The organism is Nitrospira sp. (genome assembly GCA_015709715.1).
Lineage (GTDB): Bacteria > Nitrospirota > Nitrospiria > Nitrospirales > Nitrospiraceae > Nitrospira_A.
This window is the reverse complement of sequence record CP054184.1, coordinates 3,941,959-3,966,099: the sequence shown is the minus strand read 5'-3', so window position 1 is coordinate 3,966,099 and position 24,141 is coordinate 3,941,959. Positions and strand designations below refer to the sequence as shown.

At 51.2% G+C, this 24,141-nt stretch carries 19 protein-coding genes; 8 read left to right on the top strand and 11 right to left on the bottom strand.

Annotation, left to right across the window (positions count from 1 at the left end):
* Positions 1–127: 127 nt before the first annotated feature.
* The 6 genes from HRU82_18860 to HRU82_18835 all read right to left on the bottom strand — a co-directional run bounded on the left by HRU82_18860 (position 128) and on the right by HRU82_18835 (position 9,885).
* Complete coding sequence (locus HRU82_18860) at positions 128–1,321, bottom strand: GIY-YIG nuclease family protein (GenBank protein QOJ36884.1); 1,194 nt, start codon at positions 1,319–1,321, stop codon at positions 128–130.
* Complete coding sequence (locus HRU82_18855; protein ID QOJ36883.1) at positions 1,314–3,374, bottom strand: DEAD/DEAH box helicase; 2,061 nt, start codon at positions 3,372–3,374, stop codon at positions 1,314–1,316. The genes HRU82_18860 and HRU82_18855 overlap by 8 nt, the downstream gene beginning before the upstream one ends.
* A gap of 40 nt (positions 3,375–3,414) precedes the next feature.
* Positions 3,415–4,116, bottom strand: coding sequence for a hypothetical protein (locus tag HRU82_18850; protein QOJ36882.1), 702 nt, complete (start codon positions 4,114–4,116; stop codon positions 3,415–3,417).
* Positions 4,117–4,427: 311 nt separating this feature from the next.
* Positions 4,428–7,184, bottom strand: a complete 2,757-nt coding sequence (locus tag HRU82_18845; GenBank protein QOJ36881.1) for a class I SAM-dependent DNA methyltransferase — start codon at positions 7,182–7,184, stop codon at positions 4,428–4,430.
* 124 nt (positions 7,185–7,308) lie between these two features.
* Positions 7,309–8,988 carry a DUF2326 domain-containing protein gene (locus tag HRU82_18840; protein ID QOJ36880.1) on the bottom strand — a complete coding sequence of 560 codons (1,680 nt, stop codon included), beginning with the start codon at positions 8,986–8,988 and terminating at the stop codon, positions 7,309–7,311.
* A 237-nt stretch (positions 8,989–9,225) separates the two neighbouring features.
* Complete coding sequence (locus HRU82_18835) at positions 9,226–9,885, bottom strand: hypothetical protein (GenBank protein ID QOJ36879.1); 660 nt, start codon at positions 9,883–9,885, stop codon at positions 9,226–9,228.
* A gap of 1,068 nt (positions 9,886–10,953) precedes the next feature.
* Here HRU82_18835 and HRU82_18830 point away from each other — a divergent pair.
* Complete coding sequence (locus HRU82_18830; protein QOJ36878.1) at positions 10,954–11,244, top strand: hypothetical protein; 291 nt, start codon at positions 10,954–10,956, stop codon at positions 11,242–11,244.
* A 98-nt stretch (positions 11,245–11,342) separates the two neighbouring features.
* Here the strand turns inward: HRU82_18830 and HRU82_18825 are convergent, their stop codons facing one another.
* From HRU82_18825 to HRU82_18805, 5 genes are all read right to left on the bottom strand, one after another.
* A complete protein-coding gene (locus tag HRU82_18825) occupies positions 11,343–11,696 on the bottom strand; it encodes a PilZ domain-containing protein (protein ID QOJ36877.1) in 354 nt (117 codons plus the stop codon).
* Between the two features lie 48 nt (positions 11,697–11,744).
* Positions 11,745–12,005 (bottom strand): hypothetical protein, encoded by a 261-nt coding sequence (locus tag HRU82_18820; protein ID QOJ36876.1) that lies wholly within the window; start codon positions 12,003–12,005, stop codon positions 11,745–11,747.
* 184 nt (positions 12,006–12,189) lie between these two features.
* Positions 12,190–12,351 carry a hypothetical protein gene (locus HRU82_18815; GenBank protein ID QOJ36875.1) on the bottom strand — a complete coding sequence of 54 codons (162 nt, stop codon included), beginning with the start codon at positions 12,349–12,351 and terminating at the stop codon, positions 12,190–12,192.
* A gap of 381 nt (positions 12,352–12,732) precedes the next feature.
* Positions 12,733–13,557, bottom strand: a complete 825-nt coding sequence (locus tag HRU82_18810) for a S1/P1 nuclease (protein QOJ36874.1) — start codon at positions 13,555–13,557, stop codon at positions 12,733–12,735.
* 227 nt (positions 13,558–13,784) lie between these two features.
* Entirely contained in the window at positions 13,785–15,158 is a 1,374-nt protein-coding gene (locus HRU82_18805; GenBank protein ID QOJ36873.1) for an ankyrin repeat domain-containing protein, read from the bottom strand.
* A gap of 181 nt (positions 15,159–15,339) precedes the next feature.
* Between HRU82_18805 and HRU82_18800 the strand changes: the two genes are divergently transcribed.
* The 7 genes from HRU82_18800 (at position 15,340) to HRU82_18770 (ending at position 24,090) form a co-directional block, all read left to right on the top strand.
* Positions 15,340–15,648 (top strand): DUF1778 domain-containing protein, encoded by a 309-nt coding sequence (locus HRU82_18800; GenBank protein ID QOJ36872.1) that lies wholly within the window; start codon positions 15,340–15,342, stop codon positions 15,646–15,648.
* Positions 15,645–16,139, top strand: a complete 495-nt coding sequence (locus tag HRU82_18795; protein QOJ36871.1) for a GNAT family N-acetyltransferase — start codon at positions 15,645–15,647, stop codon at positions 16,137–16,139. The genes HRU82_18800 and HRU82_18795 overlap by 4 nt, the downstream gene beginning before the upstream one ends.
* Positions 16,140–16,637: 498 nt before the next feature.
* Positions 16,638–18,068 carry a DUF2235 domain-containing protein gene (locus tag HRU82_18790; protein QOJ36870.1) on the top strand — a complete coding sequence of 477 codons (1,431 nt, stop codon included), beginning with the start codon at positions 16,638–16,640 and terminating at the stop codon, positions 18,066–18,068.
* A gap of 30 nt (positions 18,069–18,098) precedes the next feature.
* A complete protein-coding gene (locus tag HRU82_18785) occupies positions 18,099–18,659 on the top strand; it encodes a hypothetical protein (GenBank protein ID QOJ36869.1) in 561 nt (186 codons plus the stop codon).
* Between the two features lie 182 nt (positions 18,660–18,841).
* On the top strand, positions 18,842–20,968 hold the full coding sequence (locus HRU82_18780; GenBank protein QOJ36868.1) for a hypothetical protein: 2,127 nt from the start codon (positions 18,842–18,844) through the stop codon (positions 20,966–20,968).
* 346 nt (positions 20,969–21,314) lie between these two features.
* Complete coding sequence (locus HRU82_18775; GenBank protein QOJ37269.1) at positions 21,315–21,998, top strand: hypothetical protein; 684 nt, start codon at positions 21,315–21,317, stop codon at positions 21,996–21,998.
* A gap of 637 nt (positions 21,999–22,635) precedes the next feature.
* Complete coding sequence (locus tag HRU82_18770) at positions 22,636–24,090, top strand: site-specific integrase (GenBank protein QOJ36867.1); 1,455 nt, start codon at positions 22,636–22,638, stop codon at positions 24,088–24,090.
* The last annotated feature ends 51 nt before the right edge of the window (positions 24,091–24,141 follow it).

Here is a 24,141-nt window from a genome sequence, read left to right as displayed (position 1 = left end):
GCCGACAGTCGCGAGCGAAATTTCGGCCTCTTGACGCAAAAAGTCGTACTAGGGCCAAAAAACCAAAAACTAGGTACATAAGCCCCTACTGCGTGGGGAGCATGTGTTAGTCGGTCCGAAGGTGGGACTAGTTAGTTAACCGCCTGAGCGAAGCAGTTCCGGGATCATACTGGTGGTCTGTAATTGTTCCATCCTTGATGCGGCTCACAGCCTCGTCGATCACGAATAGCGGCACGAGGAACCATTCGCGTGGCACCACGGGATTTCCGAAGCGGTCCTTAATCTCGATGTTTAGCCGCACTGGATCGAAGATGCGGTGGATGAGATTCTCAAGCTTCGTCCGGTTGATATTCGAAAGCTTGTAGGTGGCGACGACTTCCACGTCCGCCAATAGAAACGTTGGATCGAGCTTCGCGTTGTCGATGCGGCGATCAACATTCCCGCCAGTCACGCCGATCTTGTGCAAAATGTCTCGGTGCGCGGCGATGGCGGGATTCTCGGATTTGCTTCGCAGCACATAGATCGTGCCGCTCCCCAGGTCGCTCTCTTCGATTTCGCTGGAGAAAAGTGGTCCCGCATCAGGATTGGAAATGACCCGTCCAGCGCCGTCCCGGTGCAGAGCTCGCTGGAGCGAGCGCAGGAGAACATCGCTCTCAGTGCCGTTGTCATAGATGACCCGAAGGCGACTGTCGCGGCGTCCGTATTGTGTTACAAACTCCTCTCCGACTTCCGCCACATAGGCGACCTGACCGCCGACGATGAACCACTGACCCTTTTGTATCTGGTCCATGGTCTCGAACGGGCGGGTGCGTCGGATGCTCGCGGCGAGGTCTTTCTTAATCTCCTCGAACATCGACCTGAACTCCTCGAAGTCCTCGCACTTGGTGCGGTTGGCGATTTCTTCCGCCGCGCGTTTCTCAGCGGCGGAACGGACATGCCGGAGTTCGGCGATGTCATCCTGCGTACAATCGACGCCGAGTTCGGCAAGAAGCGCATCGTCGTCCATTTCATCGGCATCCGCTTTGGCAGGTTCGAGCTTCCCGTCTTTGAGAAGCCCCTGCCGGTCCAGGGGTTCAAGCAGTGACCGGCACTCTTCCAGTGCACGCAGGCGATCTAGGCGCACAGCGTACAGACGTTCGAAAATGTCACGATCTTCCCCGTGCTGCGGCGTGCGCCCATGTTCGTCAAGGAATCGCTGTACTTCTTCGAAGCCGGCGATGATGCGCTCTTCGCGGCGCGTACGGCCGCCCGTCGCCTTCGTCTCAATCTCGACACCAAGCTCCTCAAGGAGAGCGTCGTCTTCGTCGGTGAACTCAGCCACGCGATGCCTCCGCCTTCATACGTGCAAGGTACGCCACACCTTCGGCCATGCGCTTTTCCCACGCATCGGGTGACGTAATGGAGGGTAGACGTCCTCGTTCCTGCTTGAACCTCAATGCACGTTTCGCAAGGTCCCTCGCCTCCTCAATGGAGAGATTGACACGCTTGGCTGAGATGGCCGCCTGAACCTGCTTCAGACTATCCTCGCTCATACTCTTGGCGAGGATCGCATAGGCTTCCCCGAAGGGATTGATCCGGTCGATCAGGTCGATGTCGAGTTCGCGTACATCCATGGCAAGCTTGCGAATACCGTCGATCAAAGCGGTATTACTGCTCTGCTGCCCCTCGCCCTTCGCCCCGCCAAGCACAGTCTGCTTGGCCTGCTGGGTGAGATTCAGCGCGGCGATTGCGTGCTGACGCACCGCTTCCCGATCTTCCTCATTCAGTTCAGGGTATTTGTCCTTGATGATCTTCCCCATGCGGACCTGGGTCAGTTCTTCAGGTACGAGCTCTTCGTCGAACAAGCCGCGTTCGATGGCGGTCTTGTCCTGAACGAAAGCCGCGATAACCTCGTTCAAATCCTCGCGGCAAATACGCACGGCTTCTGCGCTCTTTGGTTCGACCAGCCCTTTTATCTCGATCTGATAGTGTCCCGTCTCCTCGTTCACCCCTACATTGCATTTATTCGGGTCATAGCCGGCTTCGCCATAGTTGAAGCCCGGCGTAGGCCCACTATTCGAATTCTTCGGCTTGAACTCAAAGCGCGGCGCAAGGACCTGCTCCATGAGAAGACTCGCCGCAATGGCCTTGAGCGTATCGTTCACAGCTTCGGTGACAGCCTCCGCCGACGCATCAGGTTCGGCGATCAGATTGGTGAAACGCGCACGAGTCTTTCCCGGCGCGTCGCGGGTGGCGCGACCGATGATTTGGACAATTTCGGTCAGGCTCGCCCGATAGCCGATGGTCAATGCATGTTCGCACCAAATCCAGTCGAACCCTTCCTTGGCCATGCCCAAAGCAATGATGATGTCCACATAGTCACGGTTGTTCTTTTGCGCCGGATCCTTCAGGGCTGCGGATACGCGGTCACGCTTGGCCGCGTCGTCGTCAACCAAATCAGCAATCCTGAGAATGCGACCCGTCGCTGTCTTGACTAGCTGAAAACCAGTCATAGGGTCGCTGCCCTGCCATTCGCCCAATTCTTCGATAATGTGTTCGACTTCCTTAATCTTGTCCTTCGTGCTTTCGCGTGAATTGACGCTCGGAATGTGAATTATCGTCTTTTCCGCAGGGTTCAACACCTGGAGAATGTCGTCGGTATAAGAGCCCGAATAGAAGAAATAGCCAATGTCGAGCTGCTTGAGGTACTCATAGCCATTGAGCTGCTCATAATAGGTATAGGTGACGGAATTGAACTTCGCCTCGTCATGTGGAGCCAACACGGCCTCGGCATCGCCACGGAAATACGAACCTGTCATTGCAACAATATGTGTCTTGTCCCGGGCAATGAGTTGGCCAAGGTGACGACCAAGTTTGTTATCGTCGTCTGCTGAAACGTGATGAAACTCGTCCACCGCAATCAGGCAATCGTCGAACTTCTCAATCCCGAACTTATCGACGGCGAAGCGAAAGGTCGCATGGGTGCAGATGAGCACGCGGTTATCGCTCTCTAGGAAGGTGCCGACGGCATTCACCTTGCCTCCATTGTCGCCGCCTGGCGCGTCGCACAGGTTCCATTTGGCTTCGACCTTCCAGTCTGCCCAGAACCCATACCTGGTCAAAGGCTCGTCATGAAAACTGGCACCGATGGACCGCTCAGGCACGACGATGATGGCACGCTTGACGCCCTGATTCTGTAGCTTGTCGAGCGCAATGAACATGAGCGCGCGGCTTTTTCCCGAGGCCGGCGGCGACTTGATGAGAAGATACTGCTCTCCTCGCCGCTCATAGGCGCGTTCCTGCATAGGCCGCATACCAAGCGGATTGGCGTTAGTCGCGCTCCCATTTCTGGAATAGGTGACGGAGACGGAGGGGACGTTGGGGATTTCAGCCATGGAAAGTCCTGTATGTCCTATTGTGGATCATCTTGACATACTAAGGCAGAGATACTGTCCCATATCTCCGTCCACTTTGCATTTCGCTGCAAGAACTAATTCGCTTCCCATATATTTGGAAAAAGTCGTCATGCTCGAGAGCATCAAGCAATACCTCTCCATCTCTTACCTGAAACGTCAAGATCTTTCCGTCGTAACACTCGTATCCGTTTAGCTCAGGAATGGGTAAGGATAGTTTCTCCATTGCATTATTGCCGTAGCGCAAACGGCGCCCCACAACAGTACCGGCTAGCGTCCTAATATTGAGGTCTCCTAAAACACTATTTAACTCAGGATTCTTTGCCTGCTTCAAACCAAGATAAACATGCGCACCCCTTGGAAGGTCGAATTGGTTACCCGGTCTGTCCGTACCCCGATTCTTGGTAACATATCCCACGTCTATCCAAAATAGCTCGGTGTCCACCGAAAGTGCTTTCGATTTGGGGACGCAAATCTTTGGTTGGATTATTTCCTCGTATAGCTTCTCGTAGTCGTCGATGATGGCTTCGAGAGGGGTCGATGTCTCCCAGATCTCCTCCAACCTACCGATACAGGCTTCAGCATCCTCGCGATTGACCTTGGAATAATCTATGACACATCCGGCCTCAATGCCCGATAACAGCCCGGAGGCAGAGAGGTTTCCTGAGCCTACGATCTGTCTGCATGGATCACCAGATTTTTCAAAAGTGAGGGCCGTCTTCATGTGGAAGCTTGTCCGAGGTATGAAGGCTTTGGTTTGGGCCACATACTCGCCGTCATGAATTCGAATTGTGCTCTTTCCTATCGTCGTTAATTTGCGAAGGGCGGTCGGATGGCTACGCCCATAATCAATACCGAAAAGCCACCGACATTCTCTTGATGGACCCAAGGCGGTGTAGAGTTGAGTGGCGACTTGAGCAACTCCGGAGTCGGTGACATAGGCAAATGCAGCGAAGGACCGAAGGTTATTCCCGGTAAGGATTTGCTGCCAATGCACAAGTGTTGAGTGCTGCTTTTGTATTTGAACAAACGGCTTCATTTCCCCGACCTATTCTTGTCGTAAAGCGCGAACAGCTTTTCGAGACGCTCGGTGTCGTTCTTAAAACGGCGGCCCACATAGATGCGTTCTAGCACTTCGTCATTGCGGTCATGGACAAAGCGCAGATCGGGAGGCATATTGTCGGGGTCGTATAGCTCGGCAATGGTCGCGGGAAAATGATGTTCTCGCACTATTAGGATGTCCTCAGCGCAACGCGTCAGATCATCCTTATTCTTATCGGTCAACGTTGGAACAGGAAACGTGTTCCAGCCAAGAGTATTTGAATAGCGGAAGTCCGTTTTCAGTTTGCCGCAGACGGTTGCAATCCACACAAGGTGCAGACGCGATGCTATGAGAGCCATGTTCCAGAGCGGGGCGTCGTAGAGGGCGAACAATAGGTCGCTGGCAATTGCTTCACCAGGCAATAGAGTGACCGGGACGTATGGCCTGCGTTCCGATGACACTTTCGCGACCACGAGTGCGTGACGTTTCGCTGTGCCGGCAATCTGGACGAAGCGATGTGGACGCGCGGCAAAGTCCCGAGTCGAACCGGCATCGCTTGCTAAGCGGAAAAGGGTGATCCTTTCAAGCACTTGCCGTAGCCAAGGGTGCTGGCGGGCAAAATCAGCTTCTTCATCCTGAATCCATAAACACCACCTCGATTTACCTTGGATCATTTCCTCGGACCCCAAATAGGGCCGAATGAATCGGCTAAGTTCTGGGTACTGTCGCAAGACGACATCCCGCTGAGTCCGGCTAAGCGTAAAGTTCCCCCCGTCCCGCGGCATATTACCAAACAGCATCTGCGACACCGAAGAAACCGGCGCCCGAGTTTGTTCGACGAGTGAATTAGGTCCTGAAACAAGGTATGCGTTTATGTACGGCACACTGCGCTCAATCAGAACTCCATCGTCATTGAGAGAAAACAGTCGACGCGCACCTTTAATTCCACGAGCAATGCCAATAATGGCTACGGTGACGCCAGCATTGTGACTCGCCAAATTGGCCCATTTGAAGGAGGTGTGTGCGAAAGCAATCTCATGCTCCGTGTCAAAGATTAGTGGCCATAAGATTGGCACCTGCTGTCCCTGACAAATTGAATTGGTAGATACCAAACCCGCGACTGCATTCGTCTGAGTGCCGTAATCAGCAGCTTTCATAAACCAGCCTGCGACATAGTCGAGAGACTTCCAAGCTTTCGTGCGATGCTGGAATATCGCCTTCAATTCATTTTTTTGTTCATCGCTCTGCCATTTGGAGCCGAGGTAGGGTGGATTACCGCAAATGTACGTTTCTCCCCCCTCGTTCTCGAAATCAATTTGCGTCTGATCGAGCGGTGTGCTGAATAAGTCGTCAGAAAGAAGCTTCACTCCTGTTCCAGTCGGCGGGCAAATACTGAACCAATCTAGCCGCAAGGCGTTGCCCCAAGTTATCCAATTCTCTTTTTCCAGCGGCAGGAACTCTGCCAGTGCTAACTTCTGTCCACGGTAGAGAACATCGCACTGATACTCGGCAATGATAAGTGCGAGGCGGGCGATTTCAGTTGGGAAGTGACGCAATTCTATGCCACGGAAATTCGTCTTTGGTATCTCTGATACGCGATTGCTTTCCCCCCGACGTTTATTGATCTCGGCCTCTATCGCACGCATTTCCTTGTAGGCGATTACTAGGAAGTTACCGCTACCGCAGGCGGGGTCGAAGATCCTGATCCTCGCCATGCGGTTGCGCAGATTTAAAAGTTTGCGCAAGTTGTCTCCCGCTTCTTCAAGCCTCGCGCGCAGGTCATCTAGAAAGAGCGGATTCAAAACTTTCAAAATGTTCGGAACGCTGGTGTAGTGCATCCCCAGCGCACCTCGCTCTTCGTCCTCGGCAACAGCCTGGATCATTGAGCCGAAGATATCCGGGTTGATTTTCGTCCAGTCGAGACTGCCGATATGCAGTAGATAGGAGCGCGCAATCTTGCTGAAACGCGGCACCTCGAGGCTTCCCGAGAACAGACCACCGTTCACATAGGGGAACGTGTCGGCCCATCGGGGAACACCAGCAGCTTCTTGATCGGTGCTCTTAAGATTCAGCGCCAGGAAAATCTTTTGGATCACCTCATGCGTGTTGGACGAATCCCGCGCGCTCATCGACTCAATCGTCGATGTAAACAGCGGTTTGCCGGAACCTCCCCGAGGGAAGATATCGGTGTCCTCGGCGAAGAAACAGAAAATCAACCGCGCCATGAAGTGATTCATGTCGGGGCGCCGCTTCTCTGTGCCCCATTCCGGGTTGTCCTTCAACAGCTCAACATAAAGCCGGTTCAGGCGGCTCGTCGCCCTGATGTCAAACGAACTTTCCCTCACCTGCTGGACAGTCGTGATACCGGCCAGTGGGAGGAAGAAACCAAAATGGTCAGGGAAATCTTGGTAGGCGCAAGCGACCACCTCGCGGGTTGATAAGTCTTCCGCCTCGAAGGTCTCCCCATCAGTTGCCAGGACGAATTTGGCCCTGGCGCGCGCAGTAGCCGGACTAGCCTTCAACAAGGCTAAAGTCTCCGTGACTTCGCCCGGCGCGGAAACCGCGATATGTACGTTGTTCGTTTGAAGGACTCCGCCAAGGTCAGATTTATTAGACTCGCCCTTACGAAGACGCTTGAGGGTCGTTTCCTTGTTTCCAAAAGCCTGCAGAAAGGCGAAGGGAAATTCGAGGGGGTCGAATGTCTGCTCGGCAAGAGCCGAGATCGCTTCTTCGATCTCAACAGCGTTCATTCTTCCCCATCTCAATACGCACTACAACAAAGAGGTAGCTTCTTTAGTTTCGACCAGGCTCCCATAGCACCAAGCAAATTTCCTTTTTGGGAAGTGACGAGGCACTTAGAAATGTAGAAAGGTCTTAGATACGGAACAATCTATCGTCCTGCGACAGTTCTAGTATTGTGTTCTCTTTAACGAAGCCTTTGGGCATGACCGGTAGCTTGTCACGTAGGGTGGCTATGATCAGCTGACCATCAACTTGATTTCCTGTTGTCAAGAGAGCGGCTAGTTGATTCCCGTGAATACTTTCAACTCCGTCATGGCAAACGAACCTAGGGAATGGGATACCGGACTCTTCCAAGAATTTTATATAAGCTAGGTCGAATGCAGCCGTTTGCGACACCTTCTTCCCCGCACCGACATTTGACCCAACGGAAGTCAATTGGAACGAAAGCGAGCCCTTATCCGTCTCGTCGAAATGTAGGAGATACTCTTCACCGTATAGAGCTTTCGATAACCCAGAAAAGTATTTATTAAAAATCCCGACCCTATCATGAAGCAGAGCTTTTCCCTCCTCTATCTGGTCTTTCGTTGTCTTTAATTGAGCCTCCGTCTCCACAATTTTCGCTTTGAGATCCCGCATGTCCTGCAAATCCTGCTCTAGACTACCCAGCCTTTTCAGTTTTTCTTGGAGGTCGGCACGCATTTCGAGCGCATGGTTAAACGCGCGTGACTCAAAAAGTGTATTAATTTCAGAACTCTCTCTTTCTTGCAGCGTTTCCAATTCTCGCTTCACAATGTCGGCCTTCGCCTGCAATATCGTTATTTGATTCTGCAGAAATCTTTGCTTCCTGCCTCGAAGGTTCTGCACAAAATCCTTGAGATCATTCCAGTCATGATGGAGCTCTGGGATATACCTGTTCGCCTCTCGATAGATTGCCTCGATAGCGTAACGATCGATGTCCGAATATTCACTTTCTAACTCACCTATTGTCATTTGGATAGCAGCTATCTCGCTCTCTAACCTTCCAAGCATTCCGGCCACGTTGGCGGCCTTGGCCCTAATCGCCGTCACTTCATTGGCGTGGGACGCAATTTCAGGGACTTCTCCTCGCAACTCGCCGGAAAGACTAATGGCCTCAATTTCACGCCGCAAATGGATCAAAAGTTGCTCGATCTCTCCCTGCTTGCGCCAACGGCTTAGTGCCTCCAAATCCCTGGCAAGTTTCTTTTTCGTTCTCGTCAGATGAGGCCGCAGCTCCAGAACATCGACTTCCAAGAATCCAAACAGAAAAAGATGCAATGCTTCGTAATCCACCTCACTACCAAAATCACCGAGAAATTTGAGTGTTTTGCTCATTAACGATTGAGAAGACCGGATAAACTTGGGAACCAGCTGCCTGAGCGATGGTTTCCCGCCGTCGGAACTGAACAGTAATTTCCTTACTGCGCTTCGGTATTCCGTGATGTTCCTGGAAACCGTGTCCTCTATGAGAAACAGAGGCTCGGTTCGGTGCTTAGATTGAAAGAGGCGGGTTAATCGGTAAGTTCCACCACCGGTTCTCTTTACAATTAGCGTAATTGAAACTGGCTCGATGCCATGCAGATAGTCGTAAACATCTTGGTTGATATTATTCTTGAATTCAGGGTCTTGCCAAATATCATCCCCTTCGGAACCAAGACAGAAATCTACCAAGCGTAGGACAGTCGTCTTGCCTACATTGTTTCCCGAGTGGATAGACTGATCGGTAGGTTTGTCGAGAATAAGGTTTAGCCCCGGCTTAAAGCGTAGGTCTCTGACGACTGTTCCGCCCTGCATGATGATCAAGCTAACTAAATACATTTTCGAATCATCCCATCATCATCAAGCTCTATCGAATCAATCAAATATAGCCAAGACGCAGCTATGACCACTTGCCTTGGTGAAATGGACCTGCTCATAAGCGTAGACATGCGGTGCTGTAAATCCGTCAAGTCCGCTTTACCGCCAGGGGACTGATTTAGAGCCTTCAGAGCAATTGCGCCTAAAAAATATCCGCAATTCCACGGACTCTGTTCACGGGGTAATAACATCATGCGGCCTCTCAAGAACCTCACACTCCACAACTGCATCTGCGACAATTAATGATACAGCCAAATGAGCGGTCTCTTGCTCCACCAGAACGGCAGTGGAGCAGATGTAATCTTTAAGTAACTGACCTATGACCGCATCCAGCAACGATGTAGCACTCTTAATCGCGAACGCCTCTTTTTGCGCTACTGGTATCGACGCGGAAGCACAAGCGATAGTCAATTGTTGCTCATATGCTACTCTGGTCTTTCTACGCACAAGATAGCGCGCATCAGCGTTTTGCTGTTCGACTCCATGATACGCCTTTTCTAAAATTTGCCCGTGACGGCGGTAATCAACAAGTACCCTATGGTCTTGAGGAAGATCGTTAAATTTTATTTTTTCGATAATTTCAGGTGGAAGGGCTCGCCGCGGCCCAAGACCATATTGAGAGAGGCTTTCCTTGGAAAAGAGAGCGATGACGGCAGCGAGGAAGGATGGCAATTCTCGCGTGACAAGTTGTTCAACTTTTACGCTTACTATAGAGCCGTCGCCCGCATTTACATTGACTATGGGAGCCTGGTTATCGCCTCCTATGGCTGTGCTGCCATCGGATGAAGATACCTCTGAACCTTTCATTTTCCAGCCAAATGCATGGCGTGCCAAATGGTTACGGCTATGCCAGCAATCTCAACGAATATAGCTACCATCGTGATCAAATGTCCGTTTGAGTGGGGTTTGTCTCGTTGATTTATGTTTGTCGTAGTGATAGAGCCCGTGTTATTGCCACCAATTGCGACAGAACCACCGCTCGCCCGGACGGAGTCTCGTTTAACGTGTAATCGCCCCACAAAAAAAAGGATGGCCCCTAGGGCCATGAGACCAGTTCCGAGAAAATAGCCATTCATAGAAATATCCCGCCAGCAGAAAGATAGCTCAAGTCAAGGAGAGCCGATAATCCAAGCGCTTCGATATAGCATTTCGAGAATAGCCATGCAATCTTGTCTGTGAGCTATACCGCCCGGTCGTCCTCGTTCGTCAAACGGAAGACGCGACATGCTGGCTCCCTCTTGAGATCGAGTACGTTCAAACGTCTACGAACACCCGGTTGGGGGTTTGTTATAGCTGACTAAGCACCATGTAACAGATTGATAATTCAAAACGAAATAAAAAACTGCAAAGCGGTTCTGCGAGTCATGTTTAGCAGTCGCAGTAATGGTTTGCGTCGAAGAGTTGGAAAGGCTTAGAAGGCTGATGCTTCATCGGACCCAAAATGCTGATGTCAATAGAGTGTCATCTCTACAGCAAAAGAGACCCGATTACACCTGAAGAGGCATGAACAAATCTGGCCATCAAACTCGAAGCAAATCTGCTCCAGCAGCGGCTTTTACTTGAATGTATTACGGTTTGTGGATGGTGACCAGAAGTGCTTGGGGAGCTAGGTCCTTCCCTGTCGGCACGCGAAAGGAGAAAAGGTTTGCGAGGCGAGACCCTGGAGGGCGGTTTCTCGTGCTGCCAGGGCTAACTGATACGCTTCCTCTTCTCCATATTTCAGGATGGAAAGTTCTTATGGCGGGATCGTCCATTTTCTATGGGCCATTGCACCTCCCAACACAGCCGATGCACACGCCGCCCCCGAAACAATTCCCACCGGTCAACACGCGTCAGACCTGAGACGCCCGAACGATTACTCTTTTTCAGAATCGCGGAGTAGTCGGGCTTACTCAGGGGAGCATGCTGCTCGACGAGCCTGTCGCGATACGCCGGTGCGGCCTGGAGGGCTGGTTCTCGACCTCCATGAAGCCCATCACTGAAGTCACGCCGAAAGAGTTGTTTCCGGCGCTGAACCGTTACTCTTCAGCAGTGCGTGGACGATGCGTCGTGATCAACGCGGCGAATATTGAGCATGCTTCCCCTCTTTGCGAATCTTCTTCCTGTCAATCGGTTCATTCGGCACGTACGACTGATCCTTCAACAGAGGTTCTGATGGAACCTGCGACGGTGTCGGGTGCTCTGCCTCAATGACTGTGGCCATGAGCAGCCCTACCAGCAAGCCGACCATGCTGGAGAAGAGCAGCGTTTTGACTCGTCGTTCAGCCTCTCGACTCTCCACGGGTGACATCTCAGTAGGCCACACACAGCGGTGTTTCTCCCCAGCTGACGCTGAGCCGCAGTTGTGGCTTATAACCGATGACTATGCGAAGTCGTTCCTGATCCTCGGCAGACATCCGAACGAATTCGATGCCAGCCGTCCTCCCGGACACCCATCTCACTATCCCCAGATTGATTCGCATGGGCCGGAGCTCGTTGAGATAGATGAGCAGCTGCACGTCTTGTCCCCGCTCAAGCGGCATGGCCGTCTGTAGGAGACACCCAGGAACCGTCAGATCGAGGACCTGTCCTTCCCCCACTCGTGGTCCGGCTGAGAGGGTGACCTTGGCTGTCGTGGGCTTCCGTTCGCTGTAGCGTGGGTGCACACAATCTCCTGTTTGTTGGATGGTGGGGTTCCTCATGGACCTCGTCTCTCAGGCCCGTTCAGGATTCGGACGACTCGTTAAATACGTCTCCAATCGACCCTGGTCTTCCGCTGAGAGGCTCACGAACTCGACACTGAAGGACGTCCAATGGCTCCAAGTGATCCGCGCTCGATCAATCCGGATGGGCTGTTGCCCTTGCGACAGATAGATCCGCAGCTCGACCATGGCGGACGAGTCGAGATGCAAAGGAGTCTGGACGGTACAGCCCGTCGACCAGAGCGAGTCCAGCCGCCCACTCTGGTCGATCACGCTAGTAACAGGCAGGGCTCGAAAATCCACACGGCAGGATACGGAAGATCGCTCCGTTGAGCCGTCTCCTTGACTGGGTCGGTCGCGGTGCATGGAAGAAGCTTAGCGGGCGAAGCGTGAGCTCGCATTACTCAGTGGGTGTACCACGAAGGTAGCGGCAGGCGGCGGAAACGACCAGGCTGAGTCAGTGCGCGGACTGGTCTTCGATCAGCTCCAGCTGACTATGGCTACTATTGAAGGGATGTTTCCCTTGGAGGCCCCCAGGCTGAGGGGGGTGCCCCCAGGAGATAAGGACCAGCACCAGAGCCAGGAGCATGCCGAGCAACAACGCGCTACCAAGTCTCATAAATACCCCCTTTCTCGGTCATGATGAGAGGGCTAGGGAGCCACTTGATTCCAAACTCCGACTCACGCGCCCAGATGACGAGACCGTCCAGTCGAATCGGTGCCCTGGCAGGCAACTGGAAGGACACTTTGACCACCATGCCAGGACTGGCAAGGAGCGGGCTCTGGAAGAGCCCCCGCGTAGAGGAGAACTCCCACAACCACCCCGTTCCGATCACTTCCTCTTGGACCAAACAGAGGGTGCAAGAGAGAGGAACATCCGACAGGCCATCCTGAGACCACGAGGTATGCATGCCGTGACTCTAGGTCTTCGGCCGCACTGTCAGCTATTCCATAGAGGGGTGAGGAGGTTATACGAGTGGACGGGGTGGTTGGATAGCGGTCAATGAGTCGTGACATTCTCCAGGGCGTGATTGAGCAGCGTGGCTAATCTTACGCCAGCCCGAGCGAGTTGTGATTCTACGATTGGAAGAGCCTGTTTGACGTAGGGCTCATCGAGCTTTCGGTCTTCACCAAACGCATAGGCATGGTCTCTGGCCTGATCGTGGGACTGCATCGCCCACTCAACGACCGAACCGCTTCCCAGCTGGGTTTCATTCTGCGCCGTCAGATAGCGATCAATCTGCGCAACAGCCTGTTTCGCATTAGTCGCGTACTGATCCAACAATCCATTGTCCCAGACTTGATGGAGGTTCCAGGGTTTCTTGGTGAAGGGATTCACGGTCTTCCCCAAGAACTCAACCTTCACATCGTTTCCGCCTCGGTCATGGTTCTGGCCAGCATGTAGGGGCTGGTGGAGATCTCCCACAAAGTGAACCAGGTACTTGAGCGCCTTCTGTCGCTTCGTTGAATTGATCGAGGGATCAGCCAACGTCTCCCGAAACCGTTCGATCTGGCCAACGACACATTGCCGATCCGGACAGTGTCGAGCTGGTTCAAACTGTGTCTCATCAATCTCGATGTTCACGTAATGCCAAGGCGCCGTCTGCTGATTGCGAATTTGATCAGGCCAGGAGGCAACGTCGACCATCGACTGACCGTCTAGCAATGTGGTGACAGCCGCTCGGGCTGATGGCGTCAGTCGTTCCTCTGCCAGCATGGCTACAATCGCATGGCCTGTGGCGTCCCACGCGTAAAGGGACGACCACGGGTGCAGCAAGACCAGAATCAACACCGCTTGATGGAGGCTTCGCGTAAATGTTCGCATGACAAATACAGTGCTTCCTGCAGCGTCAGGCCATGAATAGCTGGATACACACCCTACGTGTTCCTGGCATGTTCACTTCACAGCAAAACATGCATAAATTTGCCTCATTTCAGATGAACAAAACGAAACGAAAAACACTGCAACGCTGCTCTGTGAGCCATGCTCAGCCGTGCCAACAGCGGTATCACCTTTAAGGTTTCCGTTGACTGTTGAGAACTGTGTCCGAGCTAAAGCTTAGGCAACGCTGGCGTCTTCATGGCATAGCCATTATGAACACGCGCCCAATAACCACGGGGCGGGACTGGCACATTAAGTCCGCGACAGACCCTTCGAAATTTCGGCACGGAAACGCCGTACGACTTCGCTACTTGCTGCGCCGGTCGCGTCCAGACCTGTTCATATAAGACCGTCCGGTCATAGCGTCTCAACAGTATCGCCAATTCCTCCTTGCGCCGATCTTTCTCACTGACAGGCTTCCTCCAGAGACCGAGAGCAAGCAGTCTGGCTTGGATACTCGGCGTACTAATAAGCTTCTGATAAGTCTCAGGGGAACAAACCTGTGGTCGCTTGAGGCGTGTCATGATTGCCTTTAGTTCATAATCACGAATCTTTAGAAGAGAGCGCCGGATGTGACTGAGGCGTTGAGGATCGGTTTCCTCCCAACGCACTTTACAGGCCAGAAGAGCTTCAACTGCCCCCGTCCCCCGTGTGCCACTGTATGGAAAGGAAATCGTTGCCCACGAGAAATGAGTGTTAAGGATTGAAGTCATGTCTTTGGGCAACTCGATGGTCGAGAGGAAGGAAATGATAGATCCGTTCTCCGCATACCGGTACAGTTCCTCAAAATTGTTACGGGAAGGATCGGGACCAAGTCGCTGAAGAATGGGCAGGTTCCCTTCACTTGCTGCCTCATCTATCGCCGACCATCCGCTGGGTTCATTGTCGGTCTCTGTATCAGGATTGTCCGATACTTCAGAAGTTCGCGCGTGAGCATCTGCTCCTGCCCAAAGGCAGAGGGCTACACCTTTCTCATTTCCCTTGCGGACATGATAGCCAAGAGCCAGATTCAATTCCTCTTGAATCTTGGGATCTTTTTCCCGGTGGCGCTTCACAAATCCCAAGAGAGGACGGTTAGATGTCCCATAACCCAAGATCGACGCCATTTCATGGCGTTTGGTTAAGTCGTACCCGGCAGCCATAAAGCGTTCATACAGGTCCGCGTTATAGGTATCGAGCACGGTATACACATCCACGCTTTTCAGGTCAGCTCCCCATTCAAGCAACAGATCGAATAGATCCCAACGTCTCGCTGCCAGAGCTAGATCAAGTGGCTGATACTTCTCAAGTTGGAGTTGATAGCCCCTGCTCAGTAGGAGCTGGACGAGAGAGTGTTGCCCCGTTTCGATGGCTATCTGCAACGCCGTTTTCGGTCTTGAGCCCTTCGCAATTGCAGCCGGCGTAGCTTGAAATGGCTTTCCTTCAGAAATCCACTGTTCTACCTCATAGAGTCGCCCTTCCCGACAGAGTTGATGAAGAGGCTTCAGCTCTTCAGAAGACTGGGCGAGAGCAGGCAGTTCATGAGAAATTTTCTCTTCAGCCATAGCACTCACCTCTCATGGTAGGTTTCATAAGCTTCTGAATCTCTATTTCATCTCATTTCAAGAAGGGAGAAATCCAGCGGGCAGACAATGGATATATTAGACTACCCTGAATCACTGTCATCACATTGTCTTGACACGGCATGGTTATTGAGTTAACTTGAACGGTATCGAGAGGTGCCCTATGGCAGTCCGTGCACTCCGTACTGAAAAACTAGACCTTCGGGTCAGCTCCTCAGCCAAGCGCACGCTGGAAGCTGCCGCCTCCGTTTCTAATCGCACAGTGAGCGCATTTGTTCTTGAAAGTGCATTGGCTCGTGCAGATGAAGCATTGGCGGATCGCCGGGTGTTCCAGTTGAGTAAAGCGAAATGGACTGAATTCTTGGCTGCGCTTGATGCCCCCACTCGCCCCCTCACTCGGATGCAGCATCTATTGACGGAGCCTGGCTTCTTCGATACACCCCCTGCACCAAGCTCTAAAGCAAAACGTTGAATAGGCGTATCGAGAAGCTTCAACAGCATCACGCGGTTGAAGCATTCGACTGTGGACAGGAAGCCCTCAATGTCTTCCTCAAGAAGTACGCACTACAGAACCAGCACAGCGGAGGATCGCAAACCTATGTAGGGTTGGCCAATCACGCCGTTATCGGCTACTACGCTCTCGCTGTAGGATCTGTGGAGCAACACCATGCTCCAGAGCGAGTGAAGAAGGGACTGGGAAAACATTCCATTCCTATCATGCTGCTCGCTAGGCTGGCCGTAGATCTCCGCTGGCAGAAACAAGGAGTCGGTGCGGCACTATTGAAAGATGCAACCCTGCGAACTCTTCAGGCGGCCAATATTGCGGGAATTCGCGCCCTGGTAGTCCACGCGAAAGACGAAAGTGCGAGGAAGTTTTATGAGCGCTTCGATTTCCTCCCCTCACCTAGCGATCCGTTACACCTGTTCATTCTTCTCAAAGACATTCGAAAGATAATTTCATAGGTCCCTCACAACAAGACCGCTGCACGCTGCAAGCGGTTCACCGATCTTCCTAGCGATTCGACCACCCTCTCAGCTTTCTCCTCAGATCAATCCTCAACGCGTCGGTTTGCAAGCTTCCGGATCAGGGAAACACGGACAAGGGAGAACTTCTGGCTTCCAGACATTCCCTCATGACAGCCGCGATTTACTGGATGCTTACAAAACTGTGCGGAGATCCGGTGGAAATTAGAAGAAAACGTCATCTAGCGTTCTGGTAATGCACGTATTTAATCGTACATATTCACTTGACGAGAATTACGTGAAACAGTATCCTCCTTCCATTTTTCACAATTTAGCGCTGCATTAAAATCGCTCACAACGGTGGGCCTCAAAGGCCTTAGGCCCTGACGCAGGTAAATGCCATGCCTATGGCAGCATGGTAGCTAGCATTGAAGATCTGATAATCGTGCCGTTCCTAACTAGCAATGGTCAGATGATTTTAACGGCAAAGGTAAAATTATGAATGTGGTTTTTTTGATTGTCGGCATATTCCTACTCTTAGGCTGTGTCCCCAAGGACATGCTTGCTAAGAATGAAGGTGAACCTCCAAGTTTATGTATGGAATTTAAGGCGACTGACACTGATGGGCTTAGTGATACATATGTTGCAAATCGCGCGTTCTGGAGCACCTTCAATACACACTACTCTAGAAAGAATTCAATTTCTGACTCAGATGGGCACCGCAAGTTAGTGGTATTCATGGACGGTACCGGGAATGATAAATCTTCATCAACAAACGTGAGAAAACTTTATCGACTCGCTGTCCAACATGCCTGTAGCGGGAAACGAATAATTCCCTATTATGACAAGGGTGTAGGCGCGAAATGGATTGACCGTGTGACAGGTGGAATCGGAGGAAGGGGAACGAGTTTAAACATACGCCAAGCCTATAGATTCTTGGTCGAGGCTTACCTGCCAGGGGATGAAATTTATATCATTGGTTTTAGTCGTGGAGCATTTACCGCAAGATCACTAAATGGACTGATCGAGTTTGCAGGTCTTGTCGATAGAGGAAGCATCCCGAAGAAATGGTATGACACTTTTGAGTGGATTGGTGCAACAAACCTTCACTTCAGCATAGGCGCACTTTATGACGTATATCACCAGGACTTTGATGGAACGGCTGAATTCGAAGAGAGAATCAGAGGAGAGCTAAAGGCCTTGATGGAACGTCGCGGCATGACCGCATACCAGGACAAGAACAAAGTGAAGGTCACTGCAATAGGTGTTTTTGACACAGTCCCTGCCTTGGGATTGATTCGCGATGACGAGCCAGACGACCACAGATTGGAACTTTACGCTGACAATGGTTTCCATGCACTAGCGCTAGATGAACAACGAGACGACTTTCGCCTCCTTCGATTTGATCCCTTACGAGCGGTACAAGGAAGTCGACTTGAAGAGGTATGGTTTGCCGGGGTGCATTCAGATGTGGGAGGAAGCTATTCCCTAGAATACAACTGCACATCAAAAGACAACTTCAATGGCCTTGCGACAACGCCATTAAACTGGATGCTAAACAAATTTTTGAAGTTTGACATCTTCCCGCCGACAGACGAGTTGATCAAATTAGCTGATCAGGAGAAAAACGGATTTCTTCAATGTGGCTGTGCCCATGAGGCGAATCCGTTTATTGAGTGCAATTGCGGTCTCTTACATGACGAATTTTTTGATGGGGGTTTTGGGTTCTTTCAGAACATGGGAACGTTTCCACGGAGGCCTCATCCAGGCGATAGCATTCATAGGAGTGTGCTTCAGAGAATCAGAGCCGCAAAAATATTTAAGCCTCATGCCAGACGTGAGGCTGGAGGACGCTATCTGTTTTTAGGTCGCACCATCTCGGGTAATAGCGATGAATTTTTCGCCAAACATTTTAAGGTCGTAGAGTAACCTCTTTTCAATGAGTATAGGAGCACGCGGATGGCACTTAGGAAAATGAGTTCGAAAATACGACAGTTCCTTATCGCCAGTGCTGTATGGGTGATGGCCGGAGAACATGCATGGTCAGGAAATGACTATCTCAATCCTGCAGCAATTGTATCCCCTCAGAAGGAAGTATTGTGTTCGCAGGTGGATGACCACAGGCTTGCCGTAGGAGCTTCATGTGTGGCCTCAATAAAGGCTGAGATTTCAGAAAATGCTGTCGGGCTGCATCTTCAAGGAGGCGATGAGTACATCGTGTCAGTGGATAGAGAACAAGCCTGGTATGACGCCTCACACAAGCATATCCCTCCTCAGGGCGACTCAGGAACCTTGCTGATGAATCTGTTTGCCCTTCTAAAAAAGAATCGCGAAGCAGACTGGTTTGCACTTATAGCGGAAATCAAAGGCACGAACAAATGTCACCTCCACGATTTATCGAAATCTTCGAACCTTCTTGCAGAGGAAGATGGCTCGTTGGTTCTCTATGCGAATGATGCTCGAGGATTCTATTGGAACAACCACGGTGAGATAACTGCAGTAATTTCCCGAAAAAAATAAAGGTTGCAAACCATCCTTATCGATATCGTAGTTTCTCAAACCGAATTATTCGGGTGGGTGCAATTTTGACCACACAACATCCTCCGGGTAGAGTTTCACACCGTGCCAAGGAATGTGTCATCCACAGCAGGTGAATTAGTTCAGTCCATTTCCATCCTTAACCTCAGAAGTGGAAGTATCGTATGGGGACTAAAGACTATTTTCTGATTGTCGCTTTGACTACTTACTTTGTCGGTTCTGCCGTAGCTGCTTCTTTCGCAGGCCCTCGCATAGAATGGGAAGTGGGAAACCGCTATAGAGCATTCGATTACAAAGCAGGAGTCAAACAATCAGCTGAACAGTCGGCTAAGCAATTTGAAGGATACAGACAGGAAGCCGGAGAAAAAGTAGAGGACTGGTTCAAGCGAATAATCGAGCAACAGCATTCCCCTTACATTGCTGATCCTGGTCCATGGAATGAATCCGCGGGGAGGTATGAAAAAGATTTCGTCAATTTGCCAAAACTTGTTTTCGTTAAAGCCTATTTAGTAACTGATAAAGATCGCACGGAAGTTCTGACACAGAAGCCCTGTATTTGGCGTATCAACACGAATGAAATGTCTCAGCCCTGCAATGATCCATTCGTCATTGCCGGATTTGACTCTGGGGGGGCCAAAGTTTCTGTCCTCCAGGACGGAGTTGAAATCGCTTCAGCGGAGATAAAGCCCGATTTCAAAATTATTCTGGGGTTAGGTGATTCATATGCTGCCGGGGAGGGTAATCCAGACTCGCCCACCAAATGGGAGGAAAACGCTAAAAGAAAGTGGCCTCCGCTGAACGATACTGCTACAGGTGACCGAGTCTTGAAGACTGCTCAGTGGTGGTCAAATCGATGCGATAGATCCTTCTACAGTTACCAAAGTCTCGCGGCACTACATGTAGCATCCGCCAGTCCACACGCGGTCGTTGCATTTGTTCATTTGGCGTGTTCCGGTGCCGAGATCATTGACGGACTATTAGCACCTCAAAGATTTCCACCTGGTCATTCAATGCATCGCTGCCAACCACCTTTTGAACGGTCCAATCCTAATAAATGGGATAAACAGTGTGATGTTCCATATTCTCAACTCAATGCAGCAGTTGACCTACTTTGCCCTGAGCCTTCGAAGCCCCTAGGATCTGACAAAATTAATAAAATCAAGTCAGCATTAAAAGGTATTTGGCACAACAAAGCTCAGGTGAATTGGCTGAATGAACAGCGAAAGGAAAGGCTGAGATTCTGTCAGAAGCCACTCCGCAAGATTGACTATGTATTGCTATCTATTGGGGGAAATGATGTTGGGTTTTCGGGTCTCATTGCAGATGCACTGTTGCCGCGAGACACTCATATTAGAACACCCCTGTTGGGCAAATTGGCAAAACAGATAGTACAAATTGTTCAAAAAGAGGGGAAGGTTGTTTGTCCATACCTGCCTGCAGGAACGAGCCCGGAAGATCTCAAGCGGCAGAAACAATGTAGGGAATATGGCTTATCAGCCCAGACCAGGATCCATGACATACCGCAGAGGTATAGGGCGCTAAAACTCGCTTTAGAAGAGGTATTGCAAATGAACCCTCACGAGAAGACGCTCACCCCAGATAAAATCATACTCAACCTGTATCCCAATCCTCTATACAAAACAGGGGGAGCGCTCTGCGGGAACCCTGGGGGGAGCAACGATGAGAATGAATGGCGCGCCATTCATACAGTCTTACCTCCTTCCAAAAGTCTTTTTGGATTGCTAACGCTCTACAAGTGGGAAGTCAATTTCACAGCTGACGAAGCACGTGACGTTGAGGGACATGTCATCAATCCACTGAATCGTGCCCTCAAAGAAATTGGACAGGAGTTTGGGTGGCAAGTTATCTCCACAGAGAGTGCGATGAAGGACCGAGGGTGGTGTACCGGTAATTCCAGATGCCTGTCTCATGTCAACCCAACAGAATGGTCTCCGTATACCTCCCGCAGTCGATTCATAAGAACGGCCAATGATTCCTTACTTACACAGTGGCCCAGGACAACAATGGAAACGGAAAGCAAAGACTCAAAGATCATCGAGAGAGAAAATGGTTTCTATGGGATGTTCCATCCCAATGCTCAGGGACACGCAGCCATCGCAAAGGTATTAGTAGACCAGACGCAGATCGCTTCATCCATCAACACTGAACCCATGCCGGAACTGCCACTTTCTAGTAGCGGAGACAAATTACTGACTTTGACACAACGCGACAGCGTAGCTGATGAAGACGCAACGTGTGACAGCAAGGTAGTAGTTAAGAAAAATAAGTGACCCTTTTCACTTCCGACCACCCAGTGTGCGTCCTGGCGAGATGCCACTCACCGACACCTTGCCTTCCGAATCATTCTCATTAGGAGATACGCGAGGTCACGTTTTACAACGCCCATTTCCATATAGGCTTTTTGATTTTACTCACTTTGAGTCCCACTCAGAAAAAGCCGAAGCACTAAGTCTCTCGCCCAACCCCGAGGTTATGAATCAGCAATTCGCTGACAAGATACGACCGTGATAATATTTACCACGCATGCATTTTATGGACGTTCTCTACAATCAGACGCTCCGCCAGTTGGACAAATCCTTCAGACGGCTTGAGGGTATGGTTCCTCCTCCCAAGAGAATGCGGCATAGAGACTCCTTCGTCTTCAGATATACAGAAAAGACGATTCACCAAGCACTGATTCAAAAACTCGCCCGAATGGTATCGGGCCTTCATGCCGCTCGGCTGCTTTGCGATAAAGGATTTTTTCAAGAGCAGGGCGCGATCCAACGCATGCTTGACGAGTTTCATGAGGACATCTGGTTTCTGGCCTTCGGAATAATTCATAACGACATAACGCAACTTCATCGAGACTACCTCGACGCCTTTTACAAAGAAGAATTCGACCCTGAAACAGGTAACGCCGTGCTTGATCGTCCAATGGTGCCGAGACGAAAAATCCGAGCCTACTTATCACGTCTTGAAGAACAGCCCAATGACCCAAGCTCTGCCGTGACGCTGTCCCGCACAATTCACAGTGGCTACTCCGGATATATTCACGGTGCCTCATCGCATATCATGGACATGTGGGGCGGGGACCCGTCTCGATTTCATATCCACGGTATGGCTGGAACCCCCAGGGAAGACATACATCGTTACGACCTCTACAATCCATTTTTCCGCGCAATCCTTTCTTTTGCCCTCGCAGCTAAGGCATTTGGCGATGAAAAGTTATGCGCAACTCTCAGTGCCTTCAATTGGGAATTCGACCGACTTTCAGGACGGAACGAGGCCTATCCGAATGCATCGTCTCGCCGCCCTTAAGAAACTGCTGATTGTGACAAAAGTGTGGCAGAACTATCTTGTCCGATCAGGTTTGATCGGTTCATCCCCTACCTCTGCCTCTTCTGTAAGTGATTGAGAACGAAACGATGAGATGAGATCTTGGCCTATAGTCTCTGATACTGCAGGGGCTTCAAATCTCGTCCCCTTCGCCAATGGAAACCGACTTGAAGTTAGGTGCCACCAGTGGCACCTGCATCTGTAACTCTATGTAATTTAAAGGCAGGCAATGTCATGATTTGCATCGCCTTTTTCCTATAACGTCTTGATTTTCCTCATCTTTAGTCACCCCTGAAAAGGCTGGTGTCGACAGTTCGATTCTGTCCCTCGGCACCATCGTTTCGTTAATCCCGCTCCAGTCCTGCGTTTTCTCACTTCGAGTGGTCCTTGGTGTCGAAATCGCTACACCAAAGGACTGCCCATGGTTACACTTTCCTCACGGTCTGACAGTTACGTCTCACGGGTCGTTGTGCCCTCCGACCTTCGCCACTTAGTTGGTAGACGCGAGATTCTGAAAAGCCTTCGGTGCTCCAGCTACCGCCGTGCTAGGCTCTTGGGGGCACAGTGGGAAGGCAATCTCGCCAAGCTTTTTACCATCCTCAGGACACACCATCAGGTCATGACTCAAGAACAAATCGACGCTCTTGTTCAGGAGTACCTCAGCACCACACTGGATCGGTGTGAAGAGGAACGCATTGACCGTGGGAGGATGTCTGAGGAGGAACAGGAAGCCACGTGGCTTGCCCTCTCCGACCTCCTTGACTCCACTGTCATGAATCTCACGGATCACGACTACAGGCGAATTTCTCCAACAGTTGATGAATTGCTAGCCTCCCACAAGCTGACCCTTGCCAAGACTTCCCCAGCGTACAAGAAACTCTGTCGCTCTGTCCTAGTGGCTCAACAGCGAGTCGTCAAGATGGAGATGGACAGGCTCAGCGGCAATTATCTTGAGGAACATCCGCTACACCCAACATCAGCGGTCTACAGCAACCAAGAGCCTTCCAGACCGCACAATGTCTTCGCCTCAACCCCGACCATCAAGGAAGCTGTGGCGCTCTACATGGAGCACTATGCCCATAGGGATCAGCGAACCAACAACGAGAAAGCTACTGTGCTCAAACGGTTCACAGAGTCTCTGCCTGCGAACGATGCCACCCTGCTGAAAGACATCATCAAGGCGCAATGCATTGCCTTCAGGAGTACGTATGGGCAACTTCCAAAGCGTATCCCTGACAAGCTCAGAGGGTTGCCCATGGCGGAGATCCTTTCCCAATCTCAGGACAAACCGTACATCCGAATGACCCACAGCACCGTGAACCAAGGCTTGAGTGATCTTCGACACTTCTTCAGCTGGGCGATCCGGCATGACCACTACATGGGCAAGAATCCCTGTGAGGGCATCGACTATGAAGGTGTCAAGAAGAGATCCTATGAGCCGTTCACGGATGCAGACATCAAAGCAGCATTCACGCATCCAGACTTCCTGGCTCAGCGGACGAAGAACCCTCCACGGTTTTGGTTGCCTCTCATGCTTCTGTACACTGGTGCTCGCCGCTCCGAGATCGATCAACTCGCCTTGGCAGACATCAGGCAAAGTGAGGATGGGATTTGGTACATGGATCTGAAGTTCGAGGAAGATCGTGGGAGGCGTCTCAAGAACACAGCCAGCATCCGAAGAGTGCCGATTCACTCCCATCTGCTGGAGCTTGGCCTACGTACTTATATTAGCGAGCGGGAGTGTAGTAAGGGGACAATGCTCTTCCCCAAGCCGCCAAAGAAGAAAGGCAGCAAAGGGCGGGAGACTGTTGGTGATGCTGTGGGCAAGTGGTGGGCGCGGCTGCTGAAGGATGCCGGTATCAAGGGACACAAGACCCTGCATAGCCTACGGCATACTGTTGTGACAAGGCTGGCTGCTGCTTCTGTACCGCAGGACATCAGGGAGATCCTCGTAGGTCATGCCTCAGCGGGGGTACATTCCCGCGTTTACATGCACAGAGATCAGATTCCACTGAAGTTGCTTCAAGAGAACTTGGAGAAGTTAGACTACAGGAACTTATTGTCAGTCCGCTGACAGCCTTGACCGTCCTTGGTCGGGTGGGTTCCTGAACCTGAGACGAAACTA

Coding starts and splice junctions, on each gene's coding strand:
- HRU82_18790 (QOJ36870.1), top strand. CDS start 16,638: ATGAATGTGGTTTTTTTGATTGTCGGCATATTCCTACTCTTAGGCTGT.
- HRU82_18800 (QOJ36872.1), top strand. CDS start 15,340: ATGGCAGTCCGTGCACTCCGTACTGAAAAACTAGACCTTCGGGTCAGC.
- HRU82_18845 (QOJ36881.1), bottom strand. CDS start 7,184: ATGAACGCTGTTGAGATCGAAGAAGCGATCTCGGCTCTTGCCGAGCAG.
- HRU82_18810 (QOJ36874.1), bottom strand. CDS start 13,557: ATGCGAACATTTACGCGAAGCCTCCATCAAGCGGTGTTGATTCTGGTC.
- HRU82_18770 (QOJ36867.1), top strand. CDS start 22,636: ATGACTCAAGAACAAATCGACGCTCTTGTTCAGGAGTACCTCAGCACC.
- HRU82_18840 (QOJ36880.1), bottom strand. CDS start 8,988: ATGCAGGGCGGAACAGTCGTCAGAGACCTACGCTTTAAGCCGGGGCTA.
- HRU82_18850 (QOJ36882.1), bottom strand. CDS start 4,116: ATGAAGACGGCCCTCACTTTTGAAAAATCTGGTGATCCATGCAGACAG.
- HRU82_18815 (QOJ36875.1), bottom strand. CDS start 12,351: ATGAGACTTGGTAGCGCGTTGTTGCTCGGCATGCTCCTGGCTCTGGTG.
- HRU82_18805 (QOJ36873.1), bottom strand. CDS start 15,158: ATGGCTGAAGAGAAAATTTCTCATGAACTGCCTGCTCTCGCCCAGTCT.
- HRU82_18855 (QOJ36883.1), bottom strand. CDS start 3,374: ATGGCTGAAATCCCCAACGTCCCCTCCGTCTCCGTCACCTATTCCAGA.
- HRU82_18775 (QOJ37269.1), top strand. CDS start 21,315: ATGCGGCATAGAGACTCCTTCGTCTTCAGATATACAGAAAAGACGATT.
- HRU82_18830 (QOJ36878.1), top strand. CDS start 10,954: ATGCTGCTCGACGAGCCTGTCGCGATACGCCGGTGCGGCCTGGAGGGC.
- HRU82_18780 (QOJ36868.1), top strand. CDS start 18,842: ATGGGGACTAAAGACTATTTTCTGATTGTCGCTTTGACTACTTACTTT.
- HRU82_18785 (QOJ36869.1), top strand. CDS start 18,099: ATGGCACTTAGGAAAATGAGTTCGAAAATACGACAGTTCCTTATCGCC.